This window comes from Streptomyces sp. NPDC028331 (genome assembly GCF_055565775.1).
The window spans coordinates 53975-78618 of the sequence record NZ_JBVHTR010000002.1 but is presented as its reverse complement, the minus strand read 5'-3'; the positions used below and the strand labels follow the sequence as shown (position 1 = coordinate 78618).

24 protein-coding genes are annotated in these 24644 nt (G+C 72.5%); 11 read left to right on the top strand and 13 right to left on the bottom strand.

Features of this window, described 5'->3' with window-relative positions; genetic code table 11:
- Positions 1-37: 37 nt before the first annotated feature.
- Together ACZ4SW_RS02505 and ACZ4SW_RS02500 are read right to left on the bottom strand one after the other, a co-directional pair.
- Positions 38-1336, bottom strand: coding sequence for a NucA/NucB deoxyribonuclease domain-containing protein (locus tag ACZ4SW_RS02505; RefSeq protein ID WP_468236880.1), 1299 nt, complete (start codon positions 1334-1336; stop codon positions 38-40).
- Positions 1337-1670: 334 nt separating this feature from the next.
- Positions 1671-1952 carry a hypothetical protein gene (locus tag ACZ4SW_RS02500; RefSeq protein WP_468236878.1) on the bottom strand — a complete coding sequence of 94 codons (282 nt, stop codon included), beginning with the start codon at positions 1950-1952 and terminating at the stop codon, positions 1671-1673.
- 337 nt (positions 1953-2289) lie between these two features.
- Between ACZ4SW_RS02500 and ACZ4SW_RS02495 the strand changes: the two genes are divergently transcribed.
- The 6 genes from ACZ4SW_RS02495 (at position 2290) to ACZ4SW_RS02470 (ending at position 7384) form a co-directional block, all read left to right on the top strand.
- On the top strand, positions 2290-2853 hold the full coding sequence (locus tag ACZ4SW_RS02495; RefSeq protein ID WP_468236875.1) for an RNA polymerase sigma factor: 564 nt from the start codon (positions 2290-2292) through the stop codon (positions 2851-2853).
- Positions 2854-2945: 92 nt separating this feature from the next.
- Positions 2946-3869 carry a zf-HC2 domain-containing protein gene (locus ACZ4SW_RS02490; RefSeq protein ID WP_468236872.1) on the top strand — a complete coding sequence of 308 codons (924 nt, stop codon included), beginning with the start codon at positions 2946-2948 and terminating at the stop codon, positions 3867-3869.
- Positions 3870-4742, top strand: a complete 873-nt coding sequence (locus ACZ4SW_RS02485) for an ABC transporter ATP-binding protein (RefSeq protein ID WP_468236869.1) — start codon at positions 3870-3872, stop codon at positions 4740-4742.
- 11 nt (positions 4743-4753) lie between these two features.
- The gene (locus ACZ4SW_RS02480; RefSeq protein WP_468236866.1) at positions 4754-6457 is read left to right on the top strand and encodes a hypothetical protein; all 1704 of its coding nucleotides are present in this window, start codon (positions 4754-4756) and stop codon (positions 6455-6457) included.
- Positions 6442-7170 carry a hypothetical protein gene (locus ACZ4SW_RS02475; RefSeq protein ID WP_468236863.1) on the top strand — a complete coding sequence of 243 codons (729 nt, stop codon included), beginning with the start codon at positions 6442-6444 and terminating at the stop codon, positions 7168-7170. The genes ACZ4SW_RS02480 and ACZ4SW_RS02475 overlap by 16 nt, the downstream gene beginning before the upstream one ends.
- Positions 7151-7384 carry a hypothetical protein gene (locus ACZ4SW_RS02470; RefSeq protein ID WP_468236860.1) on the top strand — a complete coding sequence of 78 codons (234 nt, stop codon included), beginning with the start codon at positions 7151-7153 and terminating at the stop codon, positions 7382-7384. Before ACZ4SW_RS02475 ends, ACZ4SW_RS02470 begins: the two co-directional genes overlap by 20 nt.
- A 10-nt stretch (positions 7385-7394) precedes the next feature.
- On the opposite strand, the gene ACZ4SW_RS02465 is transcribed toward ACZ4SW_RS02470, so the two are convergent.
- The 3 genes from ACZ4SW_RS02465 to ACZ4SW_RS02455 form a co-directional block, all read right to left on the bottom strand.
- Entirely contained in the window at positions 7395-8489 is a 1095-nt protein-coding gene (locus ACZ4SW_RS02465; RefSeq protein ID WP_468236858.1) for a Zn-dependent alcohol dehydrogenase, read from the bottom strand.
- 10 nt (positions 8490-8499) lie between these two features.
- Entirely contained in the window at positions 8500-9654 is a 1155-nt protein-coding gene (locus tag ACZ4SW_RS02460; protein ID WP_468236855.1) for an acyl-CoA dehydrogenase family protein, read from the bottom strand.
- Positions 9655-9869: 215 nt separating this feature from the next.
- A complete protein-coding gene (locus tag ACZ4SW_RS02455) occupies positions 9870-10769 on the bottom strand; it encodes an SDR family NAD(P)-dependent oxidoreductase (RefSeq protein ID WP_468237582.1) in 900 nt (299 codons plus the stop codon).
- A 109-nt stretch (positions 10770-10878) separates the two neighbouring features.
- Here ACZ4SW_RS02455 and ACZ4SW_RS02450 point away from each other — a divergent pair, with 109 nt between their 5' ends.
- On the top strand, positions 10879-11805 hold the full coding sequence (locus tag ACZ4SW_RS02450; protein ID WP_468236853.1) for a cyclase family protein: 927 nt from the start codon (positions 10879-10881) through the stop codon (positions 11803-11805).
- A 488-nt stretch (positions 11806-12293) separates the two neighbouring features.
- On the opposite strand, the gene ACZ4SW_RS02445 is transcribed toward ACZ4SW_RS02450, so the two are convergent.
- The 4 genes from ACZ4SW_RS02445 to ACZ4SW_RS02430 form a co-directional block, all read right to left on the bottom strand.
- Complete coding sequence (locus ACZ4SW_RS02445; protein ID WP_468236850.1) at positions 12294-12803, bottom strand: ATP-binding protein; 510 nt, start codon at positions 12801-12803, stop codon at positions 12294-12296.
- Between the two features lie 478 nt (positions 12804-13281).
- On the bottom strand, positions 13282-14193 hold the full coding sequence (locus ACZ4SW_RS02440; RefSeq protein WP_468236847.1) for an acyl-CoA dehydrogenase family protein: 912 nt from the start codon (positions 14191-14193) through the stop codon (positions 13282-13284).
- A gap of 7 nt (positions 14194-14200) precedes the next feature.
- On the bottom strand, positions 14201-15334 hold the full coding sequence (locus tag ACZ4SW_RS02435; RefSeq protein WP_468236845.1) for an acyl-CoA dehydrogenase family protein: 1134 nt from the start codon (positions 15332-15334) through the stop codon (positions 14201-14203).
- Positions 15334-16566, bottom strand: a complete 1233-nt coding sequence (locus ACZ4SW_RS02430; protein WP_468236842.1) for an amidohydrolase family protein — start codon at positions 16564-16566, stop codon at positions 15334-15336. The genes ACZ4SW_RS02435 and ACZ4SW_RS02430 overlap by 1 nt, the downstream gene beginning before the upstream one ends.
- Before the next feature lie 103 nt (positions 16567-16669).
- Between ACZ4SW_RS02430 and ACZ4SW_RS02425 the strand changes: the two genes are divergently transcribed.
- Entirely contained in the window at positions 16670-18199 is a 1530-nt protein-coding gene (locus tag ACZ4SW_RS02425; protein ID WP_468236839.1) for a class I adenylate-forming enzyme family protein, read from the top strand.
- On the opposite strand, the gene ACZ4SW_RS02420 is transcribed toward ACZ4SW_RS02425, so the two are convergent.
- Entirely contained in the window at positions 18183-18695 is a 513-nt protein-coding gene (locus ACZ4SW_RS02420; RefSeq protein WP_468236837.1) for an EF-hand domain-containing protein, read from the bottom strand. The two genes, ACZ4SW_RS02425 and ACZ4SW_RS02420, sit on opposite strands and share 17 nt — an antisense overlap.
- A gap of 292 nt (positions 18696-18987) precedes the next feature.
- Entirely contained in the window at positions 18988-19362 is a 375-nt protein-coding gene (locus ACZ4SW_RS02415; RefSeq protein ID WP_468236834.1) for an STAS domain-containing protein, read from the bottom strand.
- Between the two features lie 367 nt (positions 19363-19729).
- Here ACZ4SW_RS02415 and ACZ4SW_RS02410 point away from each other — a divergent pair, with 367 nt between their 5' ends.
- Together ACZ4SW_RS02410 and ACZ4SW_RS02405 are read left to right on the top strand one after the other, a co-directional pair.
- Positions 19730-20311 (top strand): sigma-70 family RNA polymerase sigma factor, encoded by a 582-nt coding sequence (locus ACZ4SW_RS02410; protein WP_468236832.1) that lies wholly within the window; start codon positions 19730-19732, stop codon positions 20309-20311.
- Entirely contained in the window at positions 20308-21585 is a 1278-nt protein-coding gene (locus ACZ4SW_RS02405; RefSeq protein WP_468236829.1) for a zf-HC2 domain-containing protein, read from the top strand. The genes ACZ4SW_RS02410 and ACZ4SW_RS02405 overlap by 4 nt, the downstream gene beginning before the upstream one ends.
- 15 nt (positions 21586-21600) lie before the next feature.
- Here ACZ4SW_RS02405 and purU read toward each other — a convergent pair whose 3' ends face one another.
- Both purU and ACZ4SW_RS02395 read right to left on the bottom strand, forming a co-directional pair.
- Positions 21601-22482: a formyltetrahydrofolate deformylase gene (purU, locus tag ACZ4SW_RS02400; RefSeq protein WP_468236826.1), complete on the bottom strand. Its 882-nt coding sequence runs from the start codon at positions 22480-22482 to the stop codon at positions 21601-21603.
- A gap of 75 nt (positions 22483-22557) precedes the next feature.
- On the bottom strand, positions 22558-23058 hold the full coding sequence (locus ACZ4SW_RS02395; RefSeq protein WP_468236824.1) for an SCO4402 family protein: 501 nt from the start codon (positions 23056-23058) through the stop codon (positions 22558-22560).
- 117 nt (positions 23059-23175) lie between these two features.
- Between ACZ4SW_RS02395 and ACZ4SW_RS02390 the strand changes: the two genes are divergently transcribed.
- On the top strand, positions 23176-24510 hold the full coding sequence (locus ACZ4SW_RS02390; RefSeq protein WP_468236821.1) for an ABC transporter substrate-binding protein: 1335 nt from the start codon (positions 23176-23178) through the stop codon (positions 24508-24510).
- Positions 24511-24644 lie beyond the last annotated feature (134 nt).

Genomic DNA, 24644 nt, shown 5'->3' with positions numbered 1-24644 from the left:
GCGGGAGCCTGTCGGGGACAGGAGGGGACGGCCGCCGTCAGGGAGTGATGGACACGTAGAACTTGTCGCGGTGCAGGATGCGGTCCGAGGCGTACCAGGCGGCCAGCGAGCCGCCGGCCGAGCGGTTCTGGCCGCGGTCGACGTACCTCACCGAGAAGTTGCCGTCGCCGACCCCGGCTCCTTCCCAGGTCGAACCGAAGGGGTACTCGTCGCAGTCCAGGTCGTCCGAGGGAGTGGGCCGGATGGGGGCGCAGGCGTTGTTCTTCGCGGTCTCGTTCTTCTGGCGCTGGGTGGCCGCCGCGGCGTCCCACTGCTCGTAGAGACGGCTCAGGGGCTTGCCACTGGCGAGCGATCCGGGGATCGACTTGCCGGCCTTCGTGGGCCAGGTCGAGGCCGGGTTGGTCTGGGCGTCGTAGATGTGGTCGGCGACGGCCTTGTGGCTGGTGGAGGAGCGGCTGTAACTCATCACCGGCACGACCCGGTCGAAGATGGCGCCGTTGAACTGGTCCAGGTAGCTGGCCGAGTCCATGCGCATGCCCGAGGAGATCGTTTCCATGGTCCCGCCGGTGTTGCGCAGGTAGGAGGCGATGCTGCAGCGGGAGACGTAGTCGCGGCCGTAGCCGTCGGCGCGCTGGCTGGAGATGTCGTGGGTGGCGGTCTTTCCGGCCTGCCAGGCGGACAGCAGGGTCGGGTTGGACGGGTTCGCGTGCACGTCACAGGCCTTGTTGGAGCCGTCCGGGCCGCTGTAGCCGGACGCACCCCAGTCGATGCGGAGCAGTCCGTCGGTGGTCTCACCGGTGCGCTTGATGTTGTCCAGCGAGGTCGTGAAGAACGCGCCCCGGTCGTTGGCGTAGATGTTCCCGACGGTGATCTGGCGCCAGGTCACGTGGCCGACGACGCGGGTGCCCTTGAGGACGTCGTAACCGCCGGTCGAGACATGGCAGAGCTCGAAGTGGTTGATGATTCGGGTGCCCCCGGAGGGAAGCAGCCCGGCGCACTGGGCCGGCGAGACGACGGCGGCCGTCACGCCGCGCTGCTGCGGACCGGCGGCGGGCTTGTCGGCGTCGACCGTGTAGGTGGCGCCGGTGCGCAGGGCCATGGCGTCGCCGTGCTCCGTCTCCACGGGCGGTGCGGACGCAGTGGGCGGTGCGGAGAGCAGGTTCCGCGGCACGACCGTGCCGATGGGGGTCAACGGATGGTCCGCGTCTATGGTGCGGGGCGCGGTGGCGACGAGGGTCCGGGCGGACTCGCCGACGGACTGGGCGGTCGCCGCGGGCGTCGCGGCCGCGCCGATGAGCAGTGCGACTGCGGCGGCGGTGAGATAGGTGCGCGACAAAACTACTCCTTGCTCACTGGCTTGACTCTTTCTGCCTGCCGGAATCCCGTTTCTGCGAGCCGCTCCGCGCGCCCTTCGGTTCTGTGGGCGCGATCGAGTTCCGCAGGGGGCCGTCGAGCGCTGCGGACACGGGCGGCGAGGTGATTTCCGAATTCGGGCGTGCGTCGGCCCGTACTCCGTTCACCGGCCCTTTTTCAGGCAGGGTGACCACCCGAACAGGGGCGGCATTTCCCGGAATCAAGGAATCCGGTAGAATGGCGAGCACACCGGGTATCGACCGCAGCTCCAATGCGGTCGATACCCGGTGGCGCTCAGTTCGGCGTCCGACGCCGGTTCAGCAGAGGGCCAGCCCGGCGAAGACGCGCGGGGCGATGGCGACCTTCATGCTCTGCTGGTCACCCGGGTCCATGGTCTGACACGGGCCGTCCAGGCCGTAGTCCCAGAGGATCTTCACCCGGTACGTCCGGGAGCAGTTGTTCTTGGCGTACGCGGTCTGGGTCACGATCCCGGACGTGACCCAGCCCTTGACGCAGGTGGGCGGCGCGGCTTTGATGCCGATCTCCGCCGCCGAGGCGGGAGACGCCGCCGCGACGCTCGAGAGCGCGAGCGTCGCCACACCGAGGGCGGAGGCTCTCTTTAAAGTCTGTGAAATATTCAAGGTAAGACCACCCCTTCCAGGAAATCCCCTTCGAACAGTTCGATGGGACGCTGCGATTCTTCGTGATCGGTGCCACCGGATCAAGTGCCGGTTGTGAACGGGAATTTTTCGCCCCACGGCGTCCATGTACCGTCAGATTGCTGCATCAGCCACGAGTTACCGTAAGTTACCTGGTTGTAGGCGATATGGAATTGCGACTTCCGAAATCGCCGTCCGCCTGCTGTGAGTTGCCTGTGGGCTAGATCACAGTCCGGGTGTGAACCGGGTGGGGCCGTCGATTCGACCAGGGGGTGTGATGGCCGAACGAAGGGGTGCGCACAGCGATGCCGAGCTCCTGGATGCCGTGGCCGAGGGGGATCGGGACGCGTTCGAGGAGCTGTTCCGCAGGTTCGCGCCCTGGCTCAGGGGGCGGCTGCGGCAGCGGTGCGCCGACCACGTCCTCGTGGACGAGGTCGTCCAGGACGTCTTCGTGGAGGTCTGGCGGCGCCGTGAACGCCGCGGGGGCGGACGCGCCGATCAAGTCGACAACGTGAGCGGGTGGTTATGGCGAGTGGGCCGGCGTCGGCTGATCGACGCGCAGCGGGCGCAGGAGCGCCGGGGGCGCCTCCTGAGCCGCCTGGCGGGTCTTCCGCGACGGCACGCCGTGTCCGCGGAAGAGGAGCTCCTGGCGGAGCTGGGCGACGGCGCGCTGGCCGCGGTGGAGTTCCTGCCCGCCGATCTCAGGGCCGTGGTCCGGGCCACGGCGCTGGAAGGACTGACGGTCCGGGAGACCGCCGAGCGCCTGAGCATCCCGGCCGGAACGGTCAAGTCCCGGGCATCCCGGGCCAGAAAGCTGCTCAGGGAACGCCTGCTGCCCTGACGGCACACCAGAAGCAGGGAAGCAGAGGCCAGGAACAGGAAGACGAGCGCGGTGACGACGGCGACTGACGCCATGGGCTGGAGGAGGAGCCGATGAGTGGGGCACAACCGGCCGGCTGGGCCGACGACCCGGCAGGCGACTCGACGCACCTGAGCCCCGGTCTGCTCCGGGAGTACGCGACCCGACCGCTCCCCGGGGAGGCCCGGGGTGCCGTCGAGGCTCATCTGGACCGGTGTGCCGCCTGCCGTGAGCGGCTGTCCCCGCTCGTGGTGGACGAGGCGGAGCTGTCCTCCCTGTGGCAGCGCGTCGACCGCGCCACCGACGAGCCCACGAGGAGCCTGCTGGAACGGTGCGCGCTGCGCGTGGGAGTCCCGGAGGACGCCGCCCGGCTGTGCGCGGCGATGCCGGCGCTGCGCTGGTCCTGGTGGGGCGGGGCGGCCCTGTTGCTCCTGCTCACCGTGGCCGCCGCGCGCTGGAGCGAGTCGGCCTCGGCGCCCCTGCTGTTCTTCGCTCTGGTACCCGCGCTGTCGGCTGTCGGTGTCGTCGCGGTCACCGGTCAGCGTTTCGACCCGGCGTACGTGTGGCTGGCGGTCTCCCCGCTGGGCGGCTTCCGCGTCGTCCTGCTGCGCGCGGCCGCGGTGCAGGTACTGAGCCTGCTGCTGAGCGCGGCGGGCGCCGCGGGCCTGCCGCTGCCGTTCCCCTACACGCTCGGCTGGCTCGTCCCGTCGCTGATGCTCACGGCGGTCTGTCTCGCCCTGTCGAGCCGTATGGACGCCCTGCCGGCCATCGCGACGACGCTCGCGGCCTGGGCCCTCTGCCTCGTGGCCACCTACCGATCCGACCTGCCCGCGGCGACCCGCATGCTCCTCCCGGGCGCGCAACTGGCCATGGCGGCCGTGGCGTTGGTGGCCGTCGGCGCTCTCGTCGTGCTGCGCGACGGATTCGACAGGTTCGACAAGCAAGGCCGGGCGGCCGCCCACGGCGGGCCGACGGCGGGAACGAGGGGAGTCGCGTAGATGCGATCCGAAACCGGACACGTCACATTGACCGGCATCAGCGTGCGCTACGGGCGCCACACGGCGCTGAAGGAAGTGTCCCTGTCCCTGGGGCGGGGAGTGACGGGTCTGCTGGGACCCAACGGAGCGGGCAAGACCACCTTGCTGCGCACCCTGGCCACGGCGAGCGTGCCCGACTCGGGCACGCTGTCGCTCCTGGGCCTCGATCCCCTGACCACGGCCGGCCGGCAGGCCCTGCGCCGGCGGCTCGGTTACCTGCCGCAGAACCCGGGGCTGCCCTCCCACTTCACCGCGTTCGACTTCATCGACTACGTGGGAATCCTGAAGGAGATCAGCGACCGGGAGGCCCGGCGCACGGAGGTCCGCAGGGTCCTGGACGAGGTCGGTCTGACCGCGGACCGCGGCAAGCGGATCCGGAAGCTGTCGGGCGGCATGCGGCAGCGTGTCGGCCTCGCCGCCGCCATCGTCGGCGACCCGGAACTGATCATCCTGGACGAACCGACCGTCGGACTCGACCCCGAACAGCGGCTGCGCTTCCGTGAGCTCATCGCCGAACTGGGCGAGGGCAGGACGGTCCTGCTCTCGACCCATCAGACGGAGGACGTGGCGGCCCTCTGCCACAAGGTCGTCGTACTCGACCACGGCACCGTGAAGTTCCAGGGCACCCCGGCCGAACTGGCCCTGCTGGCACAGGGCCGGGTCTGGAGCAGCGGCGAACGCGCGCCCGGCGCCCTCGCGGCCTGGCGCACCGGCGTCGGCACGTTCCGCAACATCGGGGTTCCGCCGGCCGGCGCGTCGCTGGTCGAACCGACCATCGAGGACGGCTACCTCCTGCTCCTCGACGGCGACCGGACACCGGCGGGCGCGGCATGAGCGGGCCCGGCATGAGCGGGCCCGGCACACAGGGACACCACGCCGACGGGCCCGGCACGCAGGGGCATCGTGCGGGCGGCCACGGCACGGAGGGCGACCGGAGCGCCGTGACGGCCCTGGACCCGCACCCCGTCCCCCCCGTCGGCCCCCTCCCTCCGCCGCGCCAGAACGCGTCACGGGCCCAGTGGGCCCTGGCACGCTTCGAGTCCGCGCGCGTACTGCTGCACCCGGCCTTCCTGGCCGCGGTGTTCCTCTACGCCGCCCTCTGGGCGTACGCGGCATGGAGCGACGGGCCGCACGGCCGGTACCCGGTGCTCCAGGACGAGGACCGCTACACCCAACTGCCGCTGCTCCTGCCGGCGGCGGGCGCTCTCATCGCGACGAACCTCGTGGCCACCCGCATGCACCGGCACGGCGCGGAACGGCTCTGCGAGGTCCTCACCCTGCCCCTGTGGCGGCGCACGCTCGCCCACCTTGTCACCGCCCTGCCGCCGGCCGCGGTGGCGGCGGTGCTCGCCGCGGCCCGCATCGCCTCCTATGCATCGGCCCCCACCGCCGTCGGCAGTCCGTCGCCGGCCGAACTGGCCACCGGACCGCTGGTGGTGCTGCTCGCCGGCTGCGCCGGCGTCACCCTCGCCCGCTACACCCCGTCGGCCACGGCGGGCCCGTTCGCCGCACTGCTCCTCGGAGCCCTGGTGCTGGGCAGCGCGCTGGGCGTACGCGGCATGAAGTGGGTGGGTCCGGTCGGTGTGGAGAGCGAGTTCGCGGCCCCGCTGCCCACCGGCCTGATGCACCGCCCCACCCTGGAGCACCTCGTCTACCTGGCCGCCCTGACCGGCGTACTGGTCCTGCTCGCCCTGGTCCGGGCCGGGGCACGCGCGCTGCCTGCGCGGACGGCGCTCGTCCTGCTGGCCGTGGTCGCCGTCGCGGCCGGCGCCCTGCAGTACCGGCCGGTCCCCGACGCGCTGGCGGCCCGCAGGGCCGACGCGGAGCGACACCCGGGGGACCACCAGCGCTGCCGGGCGGCCGACCAGGTCACGTTCTGCGCGTTCCCCGAGTTCCTGGGCCGTACGAAGGACTGGCAGCGGGTGACCGACGGCATCCTCCGCGCAGTGCCGGCCGACCGTCGGACCGGTCCGTACGCGGTGCGGCAGCGGCTGTTCTTCGGCGGCGACCGCGACGGTGTCGCCGGCATGCCGCCGCTCCAGGCGTGGGCGCAGGACGACGCCCGGCACCACACACCCGGCGCCGTCACCGTCGGCACCCAGTGGGGTACGGACGACATCGGCGGCGGCGCCATGCTCTCCTTCGCGGCGCGGTTCGCCGACCGCGTGGTCGCCGGCCCCCGCCAGGAAGGCGCACCGGTCCCGGGCATGCTGTGCCGGGCCCGCGCCGTGACGGTCCTGTGGCTGGCGGCGCAGGCGACCCCGGAGACGGCCGACGCCCTGCGCTCGCTGAACCGGCGCAGCGTCGGCGGTATCACCCTCACCACGCTGGACTCGTCGGAATCCATCTCCGTGAACGGCCCGGAGGTGCGGGTCGTCCTCGATCTGCTCGACCTGCCCGCGGCCGGGGTCGGCGACCGCCTGAAGGCGTCCTGGCCCGTTCTGGCCGACGACCGCACGAGCACCGTGCGGGCGGCGCGGCTGCTGGGCGCTTCGGCACCGCGGGACGCCGAAGAGGGATCGGAGGGCACGTCATGCGCGGCCCACTGACCCTGCACACCGCCCTCGGGCCGCACCTGCTGCGGCTCATGCCACGGGTGCCCATGGCCCTGGGCGGCGGTCCGGCCCTGGTGGTCGCCGTACTGCCCCTCGCCCTCTCCACCCGCCTGGAAGCGGGCGACGCGGCCCTGTTGCTGCGTGTGGCGGCCGTGCTGTGCACACTCCCCGTCGCGTTCGCCCTGGACGACCCGGCGGCCGGCCTCACGGCGACACTGCCGCTCCCCCTGGCGGTACGGCGGCTCCAGCGGCTCGCGCTGGTCTGTACACCGCTCGCCGTGGTGTGGACGGCGTGCGCGTTCATGCTCCGGGCCGCGATGCACCCGGAGGACCGCGTCGCGCTGCCTGTTGCGGGGCTGTCGCTGGAGGCGGCCGCGCTGGGAGCGGCAACCGTCCTGCTGTCCGTGCTCGGCCTCCGCCTCTCCGGCGGGGAGCGCGGCAGCGCCCTGGCCGCGCCGGGCAGCGTGCTGCTGCTCCTCGTGCTGGTCCTGAGCCCCGCCCGCACGGAGCTGTTCGCCGTGCCGTACGGCGAGTCCTGGGACACGTCCCGATGGGCGTGGGCCACGGTCCTGGCCGTCGCGGCCGGGATGACGGCCGTGCTGCTGCGAGGACAACGCCTCACCCGGCACCGCTCCTTCGGTGCACACACCTCATCCGGTTCGATCCCGTCCACGTCTGGAGACCCTCATGAAGCGCTCCGTCCGTAACGCCCTGCTCGCCTGTGCCGCGCCGCTGATCGTCCTCGCGGTCGGCCTCGCCACGGTCTCGGGTTCGCAGACCACGACCGACGCGTCCGGCCGCACCACCACGACTACCACCGGCCTCACGGACGTCCCGGCCCTGATCGTCTACGGAGCCGCACTGGCCACGCTGGCGGCGTCCGTGCTCGTCCTGAACCGGAGCCGCCGGCGGGGCGAATAGGCCGCCCCGGTCAGAACGTCAGCACGGCCCTCGCCACCCGCCCAGCCTGCGCGTCCGCCGCGGCCTTCCCGTAGTCCTCCACCGGGTACGTCGCCGTCACCAACTCGTCCAGCAGCAGGCGGCCTTCGCGGTACATCCCGGCGTAGCGCGCGATGTCCCGCTGGGGGCGGGAGGAGCCGTAGCGGCAGCCCAGGACGGACTTGTCCAGGTACATCGACGAGACCAGGAACGACGCCTCGGCCGTCGCCGGCGGTACGCCGAGGAGCACCGCCTGGCCGTGGCGGTCCAGGGCGTCGATGGCCGCGCGGATCAGCTCCACCCGGCCCACGCACTCGAACGCGTGGTCGGCGCCGGTGGGGAGGGCGTCCTTCACGCCGTCCGTCGAGGTCAGGAAGTCGGTCGCGCCGAACCGGCGGGCCACTTCCTCCTTCGCCGGGTTGGCGTCCACCGCGACGATCCGCGACGCGCCCGCGATCCGCGCGCCCTGGATGACGTTGAGGCCGATGCCGCCCGTGCCGATGACGAGGACCGTGTCGCCCTGGTCCACCCGGGCGCGGTTCAGCACGGCGCCCACGCCGGTGAGGACTCCGCAGCCGATCAGGGCCGCCGACGACAGCGGGATGTCCCTGGGGATGCGGACCGCCTGGACGGCCTTGACGACCGTGCGCTCCGCGAAGGCGGAGGTGGACGCGAACTGGTACACCGGCCGGCCGGCCCGCGTGAACGGGCGGCCGGGGCGGCCGATCGCCTGCCGGCACATCGTCGGCCGGCCCCGGTCGCAGTCCGCGCACGTCCCGCAGTTCGCCAGGGTCGACAGCGCCACGTGGTCGCCGGGCGCGACATGGGTGACGCCCGCGCCGACCGCTTCCACCACTCCGGCGCCCTCATGCCCGAGCACCACGGGGACCGGGAACGGTATGGTCCCGTCCACCACGGAGAGGTCGCTGTGGCACAGGCCCGCCGCCGAGATCGCCACCTGGACCTCGCCGGGGCCCGGTTCCCGTACCTCCAGGTCGTCCACGACGCACGTCCGCGCGCCGTCGTGGACCACACCCCGTACCGTGCGCGGCCCGCCCGGCACCACGTCCGACCTCACGCCTGGCATCGCGACTCCCTCAGCCCTCGGTTCCCCTGGGTTCCCTCGGCAGGCCGAGCACGCGCTCGGCGATGATCGTGCGCTGGATCTCGTCCGAGCCGCCGTAGATGGTGTCGGCCCGGCTGAACAGGAACAGGTGCTGGAGCGGATCCAGCTCGTACGGCGCCGTGGGCGACCAGTCGGCCGGACCTGCCGCGGCCGACGCGCCCCTGACCCGCATCGCGAGTTCGCCCAGGCGCTGGTGCCAACGGGCCCACAGCAGTTTGGCCACGCTGGGGGCGGCCGGGTCCGTCGTGTCGCCGAGGGTGCACAGGGCGTTCCAGCGCATCGTGCGCAGTTCGGCCCACTGGGCGACCAGGCGGTCGCGCAGGACGGGGTCGCTCGCCGCGCCGGTGGCCACGGCCGTGCGGACCACGTCGGCGAGTTCGTTCGCGAAGCCGATCTGCTGGGCCAGGGTGGAGACGCCGCGTTCGAAGCCGAGCAGGCTCATCGCCACGCGCCAGCCGTTGCCCTCGCCGCCGACGACGTGTTCGGCGCGGGCCGTCGCGCCGTCGAAGAAGACCTCGTTGAACTCGCCGGCTCCGGTGAGCTGGCGGATGGGGCGGACCTCGATACGGCCGGGCTGGTCCATCGGGACGAGGAGGAAGGTCAGGCCGTGGTGGCGGCGGGAGGCGGGGTCGGTGCGGGCGAGGACGAAGCACCAGTCCGCCTCGTGGGCGAGGGAGGTCCAGATCTTCTGCCCGGTGACGCGGTAGGAGGCGGGGGTGTCGCGCACGGCGGTGGTGCGCACGCCCGCCAGGTCGGAGCCGGCGCCGGGTTCGCTGTAGCCCTGGCACCACAGTTCCTCGCCCCGGGCTATGGGCGCGAGGAAGCGGGACTTCTGCTCCCGGGTGCCGTGGGCGAGCAGGGTGGGGGCGAGGAGGTTCTCCCCTATGTGGCCGGAACGGGGTGGTGCCTGGGAGCGGGCGTACTCCTCGGCCCAGACGACCTGTTGGGCGAGCGTGGCTCGGCGGTTGCCGTAGCCGTCCTCGGCCCAGGACAGACCGATCCAGCCGGCCTGCCCGAGGGTGCGCTCCCAGGACCGGCGGGTGTGGGGGGTGCCGAGGTGGGCTTCCAGCCAGGCGCGGGCCTGCGTACGGAACACCTCGTCCTGCGGGTCGGGCTCGAAGTCCATGGTTCCGCCTTGGGTTGTGGCCGGTGATACGTCACTGGACCGGAGGGGCTGGGGTGCGCCCCCGTCAGGGGCGCGAGGCCGTGCCGTCATGCGGCTCCGCCGCGAAGGGGCCCCCTGTTCGAGCGAAGCCGGGAACTTGGCGGAGCGACCAGCCACGAACCAGCCGCAGCCGCCGACGAACCCGCGGTGCCGAGCTCGATCGCGCACCGCCGAGCTCAGCGGTGGCGCCGCGCCGCCCTCTCCATCGCCTCCACCTGCCCCAGCAACGGCATCGGATCCACCCCCACCGTTCCGGGCAGGAAGTCCGCGATCCGCTCCGGGGTCCACGCGCCCTCCGCGTACGCCGCCCGCAGTTCCCTCGGCTGTGCCCAGACCGCCAGTTTCGGCCCCGCGATCGTGTACACCTGCCCCGTGACGCCCTCCTCCTTCGCGCGGTCGGACAGGAGGTAGACCACCAGCGCCGCCACGTCCTCGGGGTCGCCGATCTCCTTGAGTTCCATGGGGACGTTCGCCGACATGCGGGTCCGGGCCACCGGTGCCACCGCGTTCGCCGTCACCCCGTACTTGTGCAGGCCGAGCGCCGCGCTGCGGACCAGGGAGATGATTCCGCCCTTCGCCGCGCTGTAGTTGGCCTGCGCCACCGAGCCCTGGTGGTTGCCGCTGGTGAAGCCGATCAGCGTGCCCGCGCGCTGCTTCCGCATCACCGCCGACGCGGCGCGGAACACCGTGAAGGTGCCCTTGAGGTGCGTGGCGACCACCGGGTCCCACTCCTGCTCGGTCATGTTGAACAGCATCCGTTCGCGCAGGATGCCCGCCACGCACACCACCCCGTCCAGGCGGCCGTACGCCGTGAGCGCCTGGTCGACGACCCGCTGCCCGCCCGCCATCGTGGAGATGTCGTCGGCGACCGCGACGGCCTCCCCGCCCGCCCCCTCGATCTCCTTGACCACGGCGTCGGCGACCTCGCTGGTGGGGGAGGCGCCGTCGATGGAGACCCCGTGGTCGTTGACGACGACCCGTGCCCCCTCCGCCGCCGCGGCCAGCGCCACCGCCCGCCCGATGCCCCGGCCCCCGCCCGTCACGGCGACGACCTTGCCCGCCAGGAAGTTCGCCATGCTCACCCCTGCCCTTCCTCTTCCAGAGCTTCTGACGGATCGTTAGATTCGTCGGCAGTCGGATTCTACGGCTCGTCAGATACGGCAGGACAAGCCCCCGGGAGGACCGATGTCGCTGCCCGCCGAGTTCCACGAGATCGCGAAGCGCGTGAACAACTGGGGGCGTTGGGGCCAGGACGACGAGATCGGGACGCTGAACCTCGTCACCGACCGGGTGGTCCGCGAGGCCGCCGCCTGTGTGCGCAGCGGGCGCCGGGTTCCGCTCGCCCTCCCGCTCCGGCAGGACGGAGTGCAGACCGGCGTCATCCCGGGGCGGGTCAATCCGCTGCACGTGATGGTGCAGATCAACCAGGAGATCTTCGGGCCGGGCACGGTCGCGTGCAGCGACGACGCCGTGACCATGGGGCTCCAGGCGGCCACCCACTGGGACGCGCTTGCGCACGCGTCGCACTCCGGCAGGCTCTACAACGGCCGCCCGGCCGGCACGGTCACACCGCACGGCGGCGCCGCGTTCAGCGGGATCGACAAGCCGCGGCACATCGTCTCCCGCGGGGTGCTCCTCGACCTCCCCCGCGCGCTCGGCCGGGAGCGGCTCGAGGGTTCGTACGCGGTCACACCGGAGGATCTGGACGCCGCCGAGGAGTTCGCCGGGACGCGCGTGCGGGCGGGCGACATCGTCCTCGTGCGGACCGGGCAGATCCGCACCTACCTCTCCGGCGACAGGCAGGCCTACGGGTATCCGTCGCCGGGGCTGTCCGTGCGGACCCCGGAGTGGTTCCACGCGCGCGATGTGGCGGCCGTGGCGAACGACACCCTCACCTTCGAGGTCTTTCCCCCCGAGATCGAGGACCTGTGGCTGCCCGTGCACGCCCTCCATCTGGTGGAGATGGGGATGCCGCAGGGGCAGAACTGGAATCTCGAGGAGTTGTCCACAGCCTGTGGAGAAGAGGGGCGCTACGCCTTCCTGCTGTCCGCGACACCCGAACCGTTCGTCGGCGGCACGGGCGGCCCCGTGGCACCGGTGGCCGTCCTCTGAGAGCCGGAGACGGGCCGGATGCGGCCGGCGGCGCGCCCCCCGGCTCTCGACGGCGCTCGAGCGCGAGGCCCCCACCTCGCCCCGAACGCGACACGACGCGCCACCGGCCCTTTCGGCGTGTCCGCCTGCCCTCCGGACGGCCCCTCAGGACCGTCCGGCCCCGCAAGGAGCCGGTGCCGAAGCACGATCCGCACTCGTCGAGGGCTCCCGTCACGCGAGTCCTCGGCGTCCCCTCACGGCGGATCGCCGAACACAAGCGTGATCAAACGGACACGTGCCGTCAACAGCAGCTCGGCAATTCATCACGTACGCCCTTAATATGACGGCGCGCGCGGAAGCACACCCGGGCGCACTCGACCACGATCCACTCCAGTCGGCCGGGTCCGGGCGACCGTCGTGCCGCTCCTGCCCAGGCGCATGCACCGGCACCCGGTACGGACACCGGATCCGGTTCGGCCACACCCCGCCCTACGGCTCGGTCACACCCGTCACAGCACGCCGTACGCGAACCGGGGCACCGCCTCCACCCCGCAGGCCGCCACCTCCGTGCCGCACACCGCCGTGCCGTCCGCGACCGAGGGCGTGCAGCGGTCCACCTCGCACCAGATGCGCTTGCCCGCGCCCTCGGCGTCCCAGCCCCAGCGGTCGGCGAGCCCGTCGACCAGCTCCAGGCCGCGGCCGCCGGTCTCCTCACCCCCCGCGTGCCGGGGCTGCGGCGGGCGGGCGCTGGCGTCGGCGACCTCCAGACGGACGGTCCCGGCGGGGGTGCCGGAGGGGTCGTCGCACGCGCCGGTCAGCAGCAGGCGCAGCACGGCGGGGCAACCGGTGTGCACCACGGCGTTGGTGACCAGTTCCGAGACGAGCAGGATCAGCGTCTCGGCCAGCGGTTCGTCCGCCGCTATGCCCGACCCGGCGAGACGCGAGCGCGTCCACCGCCGGGCCCGACCCACTTCAGCGGGGTCGGGCCGGATCTCCAGCTGCACTTGAAGCACCTGCACCGCTCACACCATCCGAACCGGCGGACACATCGCCTCGGGCCGCACAAGGGCCACGATCGTGGTCATCGTCTGCATGGCAGGAACCAGGATCACGGACCGTGATTCCCTTGCATGACAGCATGGTTGACGTACAGTCACCCCAACAAGCGCTTCGGGCATATTCCAGCGCGAAGGAGTACGCGTACGCCATACTGTGCGACGCTTGCCACGGTGAGTCGAACAGGCAGGCACGACGGTCCGCCCTGCCGCACGAACGGCACGCATCGCCGGATCCGGCACCGCCTCAGGGGCCGCACCGTGGTGGATCGGGCTCAGAACCGCTCGCATCCCACACAAGGTACCGGAGCCCTCCCGCGACTCCACCCCGTGACAAGTCACGCGTAGGACACAACCCGGTATCAACGCTCAGTGATTCCGGATTGCCACAATCCGCGACATCCGGACCCGGCCACAGCGAAGAAGCCCTGCTCATGGCCCCCTAGGCCGACCCTCGGAGCAGGTCCGTCGCGAGCACTTCCTCACTATGTGTGCTCGAACCCATACGCTGGGTCCGTACCCATGCACGCTTCAGATGCAGATGGACCTCCGCCTCCCAGGTGAAGCCCATGCCGCCGTGCACCTGCAGGCAGTCGCGGGCGCAGCGGACGGCCGCCTCGTCGGCGAGCAGGCGGGCCGCGGCGATGTCGAGGGGGTCGGCGGTGACGGCGGCGGCGTACACGGCGGCGCGCGCCGTCTCCACCCGCACCAGACTCTCGGCGCACAGGTGTTTGACCGCCTGGAAGGCCCCGATCGGCTGTCCGAACTGCTCCCGGGTCCGCGCGTGCTCCACCGCCAGCTCGCAGGTCCGTGCCGCGCCGCCGAGCTGTTCGGCGGCGGTGAGGAGGACGGCGACGGGGCCCGGTTCGCCGCGTTCGGCGACGGGCTCGGGCCCGCTGCCGTCGGCGGCCCGGGCGACCCGGTGCACGGGCGTCAGCGGGTCCACCGACGCCAGCGGCACGGCGCCGGTCGCCTCGCCGCGGACGACGTCCGCCTCCCCCAGCCACTCCACGAGGCCGCCGTACACCGCCGTGACCAGAGTCTCCCCGCTCGCCGCGCCCGGCACCACGCCGGCCGCGAGGTGGGTGGCCACCAGCGGGCCGGGCAGCAGCGCGCGGCCGGCCTCCTCGAAGGCCAGGACCGCCTCGGGCAGGCCGAGGCCGACCCCGCCGTCCGCCTCCGGCAGCCGCAGCGCGAAGAAGCCCGCCTCGCCCAGCTCCCGCCACAGCCCGCGGTCGAGCACACCGGGCCGGTCCACGGCGGCCCGCAGCGCGTCCCGGCCGAAGCGGCCCCCGAGCAGGTCGCGCACGCCCGCCTGCAAGGCCCGCTGGTCGGCGGTCGGTTGGAAGCGCACGGCCGTGTCACCGTCCCTTCGGCAGCCCGAGAACGCGTTCGGCCACGATGTTCCGCTGGATCTGCGAGGTGCCGGCCGCGATCGTGTAGGAGAGGGACGACAGCCGGTCCAGGACCCACGGGCGGCCGAGATCCAGGGACTCGGGTCCCAGCACCTCGGCCGCGGTGTCGTACAGCTCCTGACGCGCGTGCGAGTACCTCAGTTTGAAGACCGAGCCGCCCACGCCCGGCACCCCGCCCGTGCTCTCCGCCTCGCTCACGTTCCACTGCGTGAGCCGCCACAGGGCACGGAACTCGGCGTTCAGCCGGCCCAGCCGCCGCCGCAGCGCGGGGTCGCCCCAGCGGCCGTTGCCCCGCGCCTCCCGGGCGAGTTCGCCGAGCACGCGGCGGCACGCCACCACCTCCCCCACGAACGCCGTGCCGCGTTCGAAGGAGAGCGTCACCATGGTCACGCGCCAGCCGTCGTTCTCGGCGCCGACCCGGTTGGCGACCGGCACCCGCACCTCGTCGAGGAACACCTGCGCGAACTCCGCGGACCCGGCGAGCGTCCGCAGCGGCCGCACGGTGACGCCCGGCGCGTCCATGGGCATGGCGAGCCAGGTGATGCCCCGGTGCTTCGGCGCGTCGGGGTCGGTCCGCACCAGCAGTTCGCACCAGTCGGCGACCTCGGCGTGCGAGGTCCAGATCTTGGATCCGCTCACCACGTAGTCGCCGCCGTCCCTGCGCGCGCGGGTGCGCAGCGCGGCGAGGTCGGAGCCGGCGTCCGGTTCGCTGAACCCCTGGCACCACGCCTCCTCGCCGCGCAGGATCGGCGGCAGCCAGCGCGCCCGCTGCTCGGGCGTGCCCTCGGCGGCGATGGTCGGCCCGGCGTGCAGCAGCCCGACGAAGCCCGCCCCCACATAGGGCGCGCCCGCCCGCTCGGTCTCCTCCAGGAAGATCAGCCGCAGCGTCGGCGAGGCGTCCCAGTGCACGTCCGCGTACCCGGCGTCGTACAGCATCCGCTGCCAGCCCAGGTCGTACGCCCGGCGCGCGGGCCAGTCGTCCGGGGACGGCTTCGGCGGCAGCGTCGGCAGCACCTTGCCGAGCCACTCCCGCAGCCGCGCCCGGAACTCCTCCTCCTCGGGCGTGTACGACAGATCCACTAGCGGTCCAGGTCCGGGTCCAGGTCCGTGTCCCGGTCCAGGTCCAGGTCCAGGCCGAGCATGCGGATCGCGTTGCCCCGCATCAGCTTGTGGATCGTCTCGTCGTCCAGGCCCTTCACATGGTCGAGGGCGACCTCCTTGGTGTGCGGGAAGGTCGAGTCGACGTGCGGGTAGTCGGTCTCGAAGGTGGCGTTGTCCCGGCCGACCACGTCGAGGGACGCGACGCCGTGCTTGTCGCGGAAGAAGCAGCAGAAGATCTGCCGGTAGTAGTACGTCGACGGCGGCTCGGGGATCAGGTCCCTGACCCCGCCCCAGGCACGGTGCTCCTCCCAGACGTCGTCGGCGCGCTCCAGGGCGTACGGGATCCAGCCCATCTGGCCCTCGGAGTAGGCGAGTGTGAGCCGCGGGAACCGCACCAGCACCCCGCTGAAGAGGTAGTCCATCATCGAGGCCATGGCGTTGTTGAAGCTGAGCGACGCCTGGACGGCCGGCGGGGCGTCCGGGGAGGCGGCGGGCATCTGCGAGCTGCTGCCGATGTGCATGTTGACGACCGTCCCGGTCTCCTGGCAGACGGCGAAGAACGGGTCCCAGTAGCCGGAGTGGATGGACGGCAGCCCGAGGTGGGTGGGGATCTCCGAGAAGGTCACGGCCCGTACCCCGCGCGCGGCGTTGCGCCGGATCTCGGCGACGGCCAGTTCGACGTCCCACAGCGGGACCAGGCACAGCGGGATGAGCCGGCCGCCGCTGTCCCCGCACCACTCCTGGACCATCCAGTCGTTGTAGGCGCGGACACAGGCGAGGGCGACCTCCTTGTCGTGCGCCTCGGCGAAGGTCTGCCCGCAGAAGCGGGGGAAGGTCGGGAAGCAGAGGCTCGCCTCGACGTGGTTGAGGTCCATGTCCTTCAGCCGCTCGGCCGGGTCCCAGCAGCCGGGGCGCATCTGCTCGCGGGTGATCCCCTCCAGGGTCATCTCGTCCCGGTCGAAGCCGACGGCGGCGATGTTCCGCTTGTACGGGAACTTCAGGTCCTCGTAGATCCACCAGTCCGTCGGCGGCCCCTCCGGGTCCATGGTGATCTGGTACTTCCCGCCGACGTAGGCCAGTTCCCCGATCCCGGCGGTCAGCGGCTGCGGGCCCCGCTCGCGGTACTTCGCCGGCAGCCAGGTCTGAAAGAGGTGGGCGGGCTCGATCACGTGGTCGTCGACGCTGACGATGCGGGGCAGTTCGGTCGCCATGGGGTCCCCTCCGCCGAACGGTGCTCGTTCCGGGCACTGCTCATCTGATGGTCCGTCAGATAGCATGACACCTGACGACTCGTCAGCCAAGCAGGGGGCACCCGTGAACGAGACCCCGCACTCCCTGAGCTCCGCCCGCACGCTGTGGGACCTGGTGGCCGGCCGCGCCGGACTCAGCCCCGACCGCCCGGTCCTGCTCCAGGAGGACCGGGTCCTCACCTTCGGCGAACTGCGCACGCGGGCCGAGCGCGTCGCGGCCGGCCTGTACGGCATGGGCGTGCGCCCCGGCACGGTCGTCGCCTGGCAGTTGCCCACCCGGATCGAGACCGCCCTGCTGTCCTTCGCCCTGGCCCGCCTCGGCGCCGTGCAGTCCCCGGTCATCCCCTTCTACCGGGACCGGGAGGTCGGCTTCGCCCTCAGGGAGTCGAAGGCGGAGTTCTTCGCCGTACCGGGGGTCTGGCGCGGCCACGACCACACGGAGATGGCCCGGCGGCTCGGCGCGAAGGGCGTCTTCGAGGCGTACGACGACCTCCCCGAGGGAGACCCGGCCGTGCTGCCCCCGCCGCCCGCCGAGGGGACCTCCGTGCGCTGGATCTACTGGACCTCGGGGACGACCTCGGCACCCAAGGGCGTCCTGCACACCGACCGTTCGCTGATCGCGGGCGGGTCGTGCCTCGCGCACGCGCTGCGGCTCACCGAGGACGACGTGGGCTCGATGGCGTTCCCGTACGCCCACATCGCGGGGCCCGACTACACGGTGATGCTGCTGCTGTACGGCTTCCCGGCGGTGATGTTCGAGCAGTTCGCGCTGCCGGACGCGCTGGAGGAGTACCGCCGGCACGGGGTGACGGTGGCCGGCGGGTCGACGGCCTTCTACTCGATGTTCCTGACCGAGCAGCGCAAGCAGCCCGGGGTGCCGGTCATCCCCAGCCTGCGGCTGCTGGCGGGGGGCGGCGCGCCCAAGCCGCCGGAGATCTACCACGCCGTCAGGCGGGAGATGGGCGTGCAGCTCACCCACGGGTACGGCATGACCGAGGTCCCGATGATCACCATGGGGGACCCGGAGGACACCCCCGAGAACCTGGCGACGACGGAGGGGCGGCCGCCCGAGGGGATGGAGATACGCGTCGTCGACGGGGAGGTACGGCTGCGGGGAGAGGCCGTGTGCCAGGGGTATCTGGATCCGGCGCAGACGGCGGAGGCGTTCGACGAGGACGGGTTCCTGCGCACCGGGGACCTGGGGCGTCTCACCGACAGCGGTCACCTGGTGCTGACCGGGCGCCGCAAGGACGTCATCATCCGCAAGGGCGAGAACATCTCCGCCAAGGAGATCGAGGACCTGCTGCACACCCACCCCGCGGTGCAGGACGTCGCGGTGATCGGGCTGCCGGACGAGGCGCGCGGGGAGCGGGTGTGCGCGGTGGTCGAACAGCCGCCGGACGCCGAGAAGCTGACGCTCTCCGCCGTCGCCTCGTACCTGCGGGCGGCGGGACTGTCCGTGCACAAGCTGCCGGAGCAGCTCGAGGTGGTGGAGGCCCTTCCGCGGGGGGAGACCCTGCGGAAGGTGCTCAAGTACGAACTGCGGGAGCGCTACTCGGGCTCCGAGGCCTCCGGGGCTACTCCGGGACCGTGAAGTAGCGGGCGAACGCGGAGACGATCTCGCTCTCGCCGACCTTGCCGTCCCCGTCCGTGTCGAGTGCCGTCGCCACCGCCCGGGCGGTCTCCTCCGGTACGCCGAGGGCCTTCAGGGCGCGGGCGGTCTCGGCGATCGTGGCGGCGCCGTCGCGGTCGCCGTCCGCCACGGCGAGCGCCGCGTGCAGGAAGGGACGGGCGATCTCCGCGAACCGCTCGGGGTTGTCCCGCAGCCGCTTCACCGCGCCGCCCACGAACTCCTCGCGGGTGATGCGCTGGTCGCCGTCCCGGTCCGCTATCCCGGCCATGCCCTGCCAGAACGCCTCACTCCCGGCGTACAGGGCCTGCCCCTGGTCGGACCGGGCCGCGGTGCCGAACTCGGTGAGGACCGCCTTGGCCGCCGCGCTGAAGTCCGCGCGGTCGATGTAGCCGTTGCCGTCCTGGTCGAAGCCGGCGAACCGGGCGGCGATCCTGCGCTCGTACTCGGTGCTGACCATGGTGTTTCGGGCCGCCTTACATCACATCGGGGGTGTATCCGGCACGGAGCGTACGACGCGGGAGGCTTGCGGAGAGACGGAAAACGACGGTTGTACCAAGACCGCAGGAATTCCGGGACAACAGTGTGGCTGTCCTGCAACGTTCCGCCGCCGTGGTGTGCCCGCGCTCACACCGCGCGGTGCCGTGCCGTCCCGTGCGGTCAGGTCGGGCGGTGGCGTGGGGTCCCGTCGGGCGGCGGCGTGCGCTCGGGCCGGGCAGTGGCGTGCGGTCAGGCCGGGCCGTGGCGTGCGGTCAGGCCGGGAGCGGACGCGAGGTGTCGTCGGTGGCCGAGCCGAGGTCCGGGTGCACGTCGAAGAGGCGGCGGACGCCGAGGGCGGCGAGGACCCGGTTGACGTGCGTGCCGTCGGGTGCGCCGTGCCCGGGCAGCACGATGCGGAGCCGGCCCCGGCAGGAGCGGAGCAGTCTTCGGGCGGCGACCAGCACACCGACGCCGCTGGAGTCGCAGAACACCACCTGGGAGAGGTCGAGCACCAGGCGGTGCCGGCCGTCCGCCACCGCGTCGTGCACCCGCTGCCGCAGCACCGGTGACGTCACCAGGTCCAGTTCGCCCGCCACTTGCAGCACGGTCCACCCGCCGCACTCTTCACCGGTCACTGTGAGCGTCACCGCACGCCTCCCGCCTGCCCGCGCCGTCCATGAAAACGGAAGCGGTCCCTACGCTTCCTTTCGGCGCGGCTGCCCGAACCCCCTCCCATGAAACACCGAACTGCCGATCGAAATTGGGTAGGAGATGAGCCATTTCAATCGACAACGGTCTCGTTCGTTCAAGTCTGTTCTGTGGCCGACCGGGTAGGCGCCCCTGCGCCCCGCACGGCACCACGGAACCGCCCTCTACCATCTGCGGCTCGCCGAGGGGCGCACATTGCCACAAAGGGGCGTGCGTCGTCCGATGTGCCGACTACATTCGAAGGCGTGGGGGGCACAGGCTGAACCGGAACGGAGCGCAGGGCGCGTCCGGGGACGAGGGGGCCGCATGGCGAAGAAGGACGCACCGCCCCGGTGGGACCGCAGGATGCAGCAGCGGCTCGCCCGGGGTGAGGCCGCCGCGCTCGGCGAGTGCTACGACCGGTTCGCGTCGCTGGTGCACGGCCTCGCCCACCGGGTCCTCGGGGACGAGGAGGCCGCCGACGGCATCACACGCGAGGTGTTCGTCCACGTCTGGGAGAACCCCGAGGCCTACGACCCCAAGCAGGGGCCGCTGCGGACCTGGGTCGCCGCGCTGACCCGTCGGCTCGCCGTCGAGAGGCTGCGCGCCACCGAGACCGCCGCGCTGGCACGGGACGGCCGGGGCACGGCCGAGGACCTGGAGCGCAGGGTGCGCCAGGCCTCGGTCGCGGCCCGCGCGGACTACATCGTCACCTCCATGCCGGTGCCGCTGCGCGCCGCCCTGGAGCGCGCCTACTTCCAGCGCCGGGACTACCGCCAGACCGCCGCCGACCTCGGCATCACCCAGGACGAGGCCCGCCGCCGGCTCCGCCTCGGCCTCCAGCTCCTCGCCACCGCCCACGAGACGCGGCCCTCGGGCACACCGCCGGAAACGGAGGGTGCGTGGTGAGCGGGGCGGAGCGCTCCCGGGGGCGCGAGGAGTTCGACGGCCACGGCCCCCAGGAGCGGTACGACGGGCGGGGCGCACCCGGCGGCGCCGGCGAGCGCCAGATGGCCGAAGTGGCCCGGGGGCCGCTGGCCGCCGGCGCGGCGCCCGAGGCCGGGGCCGCCCCGCTCGGGCACCGGGTGCTGAAGTCGCTGCTCGGCGCCTGGGCGCTGTCCGCCTGCTCCCCGGAGGAGACCGCCGCGGTGGAGGCGCACCTCGGTGGCTGCGATGCGTGCGCGGAGGAGGCGCGGCGGCTGCGGAGGGCCGTCGGGCTGTTGCAGCGGCCCGAGAGTCTCGATCTCGACCCCGCTCTGCGCACCCGGGTCCTGGCGAGCTGCCTCGGCCGGCGCCCGCCGCGCATCCCGGTGCCGGAGTGGGCGGCCCCCTACGACGCGGAGGCCGCGCGCCTGGACGCCCTGCTGCAGGACATCGGCGACGCCGAGTGGCACGCCCCGGTCAGGCTGCGGTGGTTCGACGGGAGGGGATCGGCCAGCCGCCGTACGACCGTGGCGGGGGTGATCGCCCATCTGCTCTGCGTCGACGGACTGGTCGCGGTGGCGCTCGGACTGGACGACCCCCTCGGGGACACCGCCGGGGACGACGGCAGTCCCGAGGGGCGCACGGAGGCGTACTGGGGCGCCTCCCACTTCCCGCCGACCCGCTCCATCCGCGTCCCGTGGCGCGACCAGGCCCACCAGCTCGTCAGGACGGTGTCCCTGACCGACGACACCCGCGGCGCGGTCCCGGTGTCGTACGGCGTCTTCGGGCTGTCGCTGCACGACGCGATGCTGGACCGGGCCTTCGAGTGCTGGGTCCACGCGGAGGACATCGCGAACGCCGTCGACTATCCCTACGACCCGCCGGCGCCGCGCCACCTGCACCAGATGTTCGACCTGGCGGTGCGCATGCTGCCGCTCGTGCTGGCCGCCCGGCGGCGCGCCGGGCTCGTCGCGCCTCCCCGCGGCGGCCGGCACCTCGTCCCGGCGGGCGAGCCCGGGCGCAGCCTGCGCCTGGAGATCGAGGGCCTGGGCGGCGGCGAGTGGCTGATCCCGCTGGACTCCCCCGGTGCGGTGGCCTCCGCCGAGCAGGAGGTGGCGCACGTGGCGCTCGACGGGGTGGAGTTCTGCCGCCTGGCCGCCGGACATGTGCCGCCGCAGGAGACGGCGGCGGGTCAGGTCGGCGACCGGGAGGCGATCAGGGACGTGCTCTTCGCGGCGGCGTCCCTGAGCCGGATGTAGCGGAGCCTGAGGCCCCTACGCGAAGACCACCGTGCGGCGGCCGTTCAGCAGGATGCGCCGCTCCGCGTGCCACTTCACCGCGCGGGCCAGCGCCTGGCACTCCACGTCCCGCCCGATCGCCACGAGCTGGTCCGGGGTGACGTCGTGGCCGACCCGCTCGACCTCCTGCTCGATGATCGGGCCCTCGTCGAGGTCGGCCGTCACGTAGTGCGCGGTCGCGCCGATCAGCTTCACACCGCGCGCATGGGCCTGGTGGTAGGGCTTGGCGCCCTTGAAGCTCGGCAGGAAGGAGTGGTGGATGTTGATGATCCTGCCGCTGAGCTGCTTGCACAGGTCGTCCGAGAGCACCTGCATGTAGCGGGCCAGGACCACCAGCTCGACGTCCAGCTCGCGCACCAGCTCCAGCAGCCGCGCCTCGGCCTCCGGCTTGGTGTCCTTCGTCACCGGGATGTGGTGGAAGGGAATGTTGTACGAGCCCACCAGCTCGGCGAAGTCCGTGTGGTTGGAGACCACGGCCGCGATCTCGACGGGCAGCGCGCCGATCCGGGCGCGGAAGAGCAGGTCGTTCAGGCAGTGGCCGAACCTGCTGACCATGAGGACGACACGCATCTTCTCGTCGGCCCGGTGGATCTGCCAGTCCATCTGGAAGGAGTCGCCGATCGCCGCGAAGCTCGCGCGCAGCTTGTCCACGGTCACCGGGGCCTCGGCGGAGAAGTGGACCCGCATGAAGAACAGTCCCGAGTCCTGGTCGCCGAACTGCTGGCTGTCGACGATGTTGCAGCCGGTCATGAACAGGTAGCTCGACACGGCGTGCACGATTCCCTGCTTGTCCGGGCAGGAGAGGGTGAGGACGTACTGGTCGGCCGGGGCCGGGACGCGGGTGGACTGCTCGTTCATGCCCGCCAGGGTCTCATGTCCGCGGGCCCGCGTGGACCGCCGTCCCGCCACCCGGACGGCCCGGGGCGGCGGGGACTACGCGCTCCTGGTCAGGATCCGCAGCACCTCGAGCGTGCGCGGCGGTGCGTCCGGGTCCTCCCCGTCGGCCACCGAGAGCCGTACGTGGGCGTCCCGTGCCGCGCGCACCGCCTCCGGCCACGCCTGGTGGTTGAGGTAGGCGTCCACCGGCGCGTCCGGCCCCACCTGGTGCATGATCCGCAGCACGCGCAGTACGGCGGTGTCGACCAGGGCCGCCTCCTGGGAGTCCCGGAAGATCGTGCCGACGTACTTCTCGGCCGACCAGTTGTCCAGCCAGGTGTCCTCGACCAGGCGGTACACGGCGTCGGTGACGTCGCCGTACCCTTCGACCCCGGCGAGCCATACGTCCCGCTGGAACACGGGATCGGAGAGCATGTGCAGCGCGGAGCGCACATTGCTGCGCCAGCGCCACCACGGCATGTCATTGAGTGGCATGCGGCCCATGGTGGATGAGCGACGACCGCGACGGGAAGAGTTCTCCGAACCTTGCACGGTCATCGATCGTACGTTCCCTGTGAAATAGGGATCACCGGCCCCCGCAATTCACTCCTGTGTCACCTGTCGTTGACCAGCGGTCACACGAGGGTTAGTGGTGTGAGGGAATCGTGCGTGTCCATGACCGGCAGGCGACGCACCAGCCCCTCCTCCACCCGCCCCCGCGTTCCGGACCCCGTCCGTAAGAGAGCGACTCCCCGCGTCAGGACCGTCCTGCTGTCCGCGGGCGCACTGGTGGCCTGTGCGTCGATAGCGGTCGCCTGCGGGGTCGTCCCCGGTACCACGGGGGGTTCCGGGGACGATCACGTGACCGTCATGACCTGGGCACCCGACGACACGTCGGCGACCAACAAGCCGGGCATGCCGGCGATGGCGCAGGCCTACGCGCGCTGGGTCAACGCCCACGGCGGCCTGGGCGGCCGCAAGCTCGAGGTCCTGACCTGCAACGACCACAACGACTACGTGGACGCCGCGAAATGCGCCCGGCGCGCCGTGAAGGAGCACGCCGTCGCGGTCGTCGGCTCCTACAGCCAGTACGCCAGCTCCTTCCTCTCCCCGCTGGAGTCGGCGGGCATCCCCTACGTCGGCGGCTACGGCCTGACCGACGACGAGTTCAAGAGCGTGCTGTCCTACCCCGTCAACGGCGGCCAGCCCGCGCTGCTGGCCGGCCTCGGCGAGGAGCTGGGCAAGACCTGCGGCGACATCGCCCTGGTGCGCCCCGACACCGTCGCCGGCGACGAGCTGCCCCTGCTGCTGGACGCCGGGCTGAAGGCGGCGCACCACGCCCCGGCCAGCGACGTGCGCGCCGCCGAGGACGCCACCGCCCTCGACGACCAGGCACGGCAGGCGCTGCGGGCGGCGACGGCGGACCCCGGGAAGAAGGGGTGCGTGGTGCCGGCGCTCGACGAGCGCACCGGGACCTTCATGGACTCCTTCCGCCGCCTCAGCGCCGGCTTCCCGCCGGTGCGCACCGCGTCCGTGCTCGGCAGCGTCGACCAGTCGGTGGTCGACGCCTCCGGCGGCGGCTCGGGCCCCTACGAGGACGCGTACGTCACCGGCTGGTACCCGGAGGCGTCGGACCCGCGCTGGAACCCGATGAAGGAAGTGATCAGGGAGCAGGCCTTCGACGACAACCGGATCGATCCGGCGGACGCGGGCGTGCAGACCACGTGGATCGCGTACACGGTCCTGAAGCAGGTCGTCGAGTCGCTCGGCAACGGCGAGGTGTCCGCCCGGACGATCCGCGCGGCCCTCGACAACGGCGTGAAGGTCGACACCGGCGGTCTCACCCCGCCCCTGCGCTGGCGCTTCCAGGACCTGACCGCGGTCGTCGACTTCCCCCGCCTGGTCAACTCCGAGGTCACCTTCCAGGCCGTGCGCGACGGGCGGCTGGTGGCCGCGCGCAAGGGCTTCGTGAACGTGTCGAAGACGCTGGAGAGCACGGACAGCGAGTAGCGAGGAGGGCGCGGCCGCACGCACCCTCCCGGCCGGCAGGGGTGGGGGGGGGGGGGGGGGGGGGGGGGGGGGGGGGGGGGGGTGGGGGGGGGGGGGGGGGGGGGGTGGTTGCCTGTAGCGCGTGTGTTCTCCTG